General features: G+C 46.7%; 3 protein-coding genes. All 3 read left to right on the top strand.

Annotated features, from left to right (window positions below):
* The first annotated feature begins 181 nt into the window (after positions 1-181).
* On the top strand, positions 182-505 hold the full coding sequence (locus B3D59_RS18475; protein WP_414646532.1) for an NAD(P)-binding domain-containing protein: 324 nt from the start codon (positions 182-184) through the stop codon (positions 503-505).
* The gene (locus B3D59_RS09655) at positions 465-1,091 is read left to right on the top strand and encodes an NAD(P)-dependent oxidoreductase (protein ID WP_286819360.1); all 627 of its coding nucleotides are present in this window, start codon (positions 465-467) and stop codon (positions 1,089-1,091) included. The genes B3D59_RS18475 and B3D59_RS09655 overlap by 41 nt, the downstream gene beginning before the upstream one ends.
* A gap of 78 nt (positions 1,092-1,169) precedes the next feature.
* The coding region (locus B3D59_RS09650; RefSeq protein ID WP_286819359.1) for a BglG family transcription antiterminator at positions 1,170-3,010 on the top strand (1,841 nt) is incomplete at its 3' end.

Raw genomic sequence — 3,010 nt, 5'->3', positions numbered from 1 at the left:
CAGGACCCGGAAGGGATGCAAATTACCCTTTTTCAAAAGCAAAACCCCGTCTAAAAAGGCAGAGGAGCTGATCAGGATCGTAATTTAAACAGCAGTCGGGTTCATTTTCCATCATTCATTCCCTGTTCGGTTATACTTACCTCTCAGAAATTAAAATCACATCTTCACGAGGATTAGAAAAATGAAACAAAAGATCGGATTCATCGGCCTGGGCATCATGGGGCGCCACATGGCCTCCCACCTGATTGCTGCCGGGCACGAGTTGTTCGTGTATGACATCAATCCCGCCTCCGTGCAGGGAGTGGTTGTCAAGGGTGCCGCCGCCTGCGCCAATGGCAAAGAAGCGGCCGCCAAAGCGGACATCGTCATCTCCATGGTGCCGGATTCCCCCGACGTGGAAAAGGTCGCCCTGGGTGNNAAATGGCATCATAGAAGCCGCCCGCCCGGGCTTGATCCATGCCGATATGAGCACCATTGCCCCCGCCATGGCCATCCATGTGGCTGAGGAGCTGGGCAAAAAGGGCGTGCGCTGCGTGGACGCCCCCGTCAGCGGCGGTGAGACCGGCGCAAAAAATGCCGCCCTCTCCATCATGGTCGGTGGACCCAAGGACCTCTTTGATGAACTCCTGCCCGTCTTCCAGGTGATGGGCAAGACCGTCACCCACTGCGGCACCAACGGCGCCGGGCAAACGGTCAAGGCCTGCAACCAGATCCAGGTGGCCATGAACCTGCTCGGCATGGCTGAGGCCTTCGTCCTCGGCGCCAAAGCCGGCGTGGACCCGGCGGTCATCCTGCAGGTGCTTTCCGGTGGCTACGCCCAGACGCGCGTCATGGACGTCCGCGGCCCCAGGGTCATCAAGGGAGAGTTTGAACCCGGCTTCAAGAGCCGCTTCCACTACAAGGACCTCAACATCGTCATGGATACCGCCCGCCAGCTCAACGTGCCCCTGCCCGCCACCGCCGTCGCCCACGAGTTGTTTGCCTCCCTCATGGCCACCGGCCGCGGTGAGCTTGACCACTCCGCTGTCATCAATATCATCGAGGAGCTTGCCAACGTGCAGGCGCGCACGAATATCCGAAACCAACCTTGAATTAATATTAATGTAAGTCAAAAAAGCTTTGGACGAACATAACAGTTCGAATATTTAAGATTTTTAATGTGAATCCTAATGATGATCCCCCTGGATAAAAGAAGCAAGGATATTTTATTTCTACTTCTCCAGAGTAAAAAACCGCTTTTTGCTAAAGAAATTGCAAAACAGCTCGGGATTACCCCGCGCATGGCGCACTTTAGTATCCAACGTATTAAAATTTGGGTGGAAGAACGGGGTATTCCTCTTGAAATAAAACCCAATTTTGGAATATTCATCCCTGCCTCACCCCAAGCCAGGTTGAATGTTATTTCAGAATTGGAGAGCTTGTCAAGTGAAGATTTCCTGGAAGCGAATCAAAGATGCTTATTGATCACGATCTCGCTTCTGATGGCGAATGATCCGATCCTTATTAAGCAGTTTATCAACCGATTAAAAGTATCTCGAACCACCATTATCAGCGACCTCCAAAAAGTCAATGACTGGCTGGGTGTTAATCATTTATTGCTGAAAAAACGACCTAATTTTGGTTTTCAGGTGGAAGGACAAGAAAGAGATTTTCGCGAGGCGATTATTAATCTGGTAATGGAAAGCAACAGCAAGAATTTTCTTTTAGAGTTATGTATTAATCCAGTCAAAAATATTAAAAAATATGGGTCAGAAGATAATAAGGTTTTACAGGAGATCATTGGGGCTGATGATCTCATTTTCCTAAAAAAACAACTTGATTATGCGAAAACGAAACTTCAGCTTCAACTTTCAGATTTAGACTATCTTATCCTTTTACTTTTTTTTGCACTCGCTGTTTCCCGTTCTCGACTTAATAAAACAGTGGATTTCTCGCCTGCCTATTTATTTGGTATTGACAAGGAGCGGGAATCCTTGGTGATCATTGACATAATTAATCGGGTGCAACTTCAATGCAAGGTGGTTCTTAATAAGAACGAAGAAGCTCTTCTCACTGCGCTGCTGATCGCAGCCCAAAAAAATAAACCGGCTTATTACAGTGCCGATGAAAAGCAAAAAACCCTGGATCTTGATCTGCAAATAAAAGGTATTGTTGATCGCATCATCACTGAGGTATCAAATTATCTTCATCCTTATTTGAGAGCTGATCGGGATCTATCCAGAAATCTGGAAATGCACATCAAACAAACATTCCTTAGATTAAGAATTGGCATTCGGATAAGGAACCCACTGCTTGAGGATATTAAGATGCAGTACCCTTATATATTTGAGGTAACCCAAAAAAGTATGCGGACTATTCAAGATTCAATAGGTTTGCATTTTCCAGAAGAGGAGATCGGTTACCTCTCGCTGCATCTGGGAGCGGCAATGGAACGCCTTCGCTATAAACCTGCCAACCAGAAAAGAATCCTGATCATTTGTGTCGAAGGAATTGCCACCGCCTGGCTGCTGGTTTCACGTATTCGGGCTGAATTGCCTGAATTGGAGATTGTTCAGGTACTTTCCCTGCTTGAATTCAAGAAACGGATGGATGATTTTAGATCGATTGATGCAATAATCTCTACATTGCCTCTCGATTTGAACAGTATCCCGGTCATCTCAGTCAACCCTTTTTTAAATACAGAAGATATTTTAAAACTGAAAAAAGAATTGAATTTATCCACCATCCCGGTTCCAGACCAAAAGAACGTTCAAGAACATGATGAAGGTTATCCTTTAATATCTTTACTAACCCCCGAGAGAATCATCCTCAGGGTGAATGCAGAAAAATGGCAGGAAGTTGTGGAGAAAGCCGGTGCGCCCCTTGTGCTATCGGGAGCAATCGAAAGAAAATATATTGAGGCCATGAGGAAGATCATCAGCAAATTTGGACCCTATGCCGTGAGTTTCCCGGGTGTTGTTTTACTTCATGCACGCCCGGAGGATGGGGTGAATGAATTATGCATGAGTCT

This window comes from Desulfobacter sp. UBA2225, assembly GCF_002348205.1.
In the GTDB taxonomy this organism is placed as follows: domain Bacteria; phylum Desulfobacterota; class Desulfobacteria; order Desulfobacterales; family Desulfobacteraceae; genus Desulfobacter; species Desulfobacter postgatei.
Note: the sequence above shows the minus strand (reverse complement) of the source record. Positions and strands in the feature narration are given on the sequence as shown.

Coding starts and splice junctions, on each gene's coding strand:
- B3D59_RS09655 (WP_286819360.1), top strand. CDS start 465: ATGAGCACCATTGCCCCCGCCATGGCCATCCATGTGGCTGAGGAGCTG.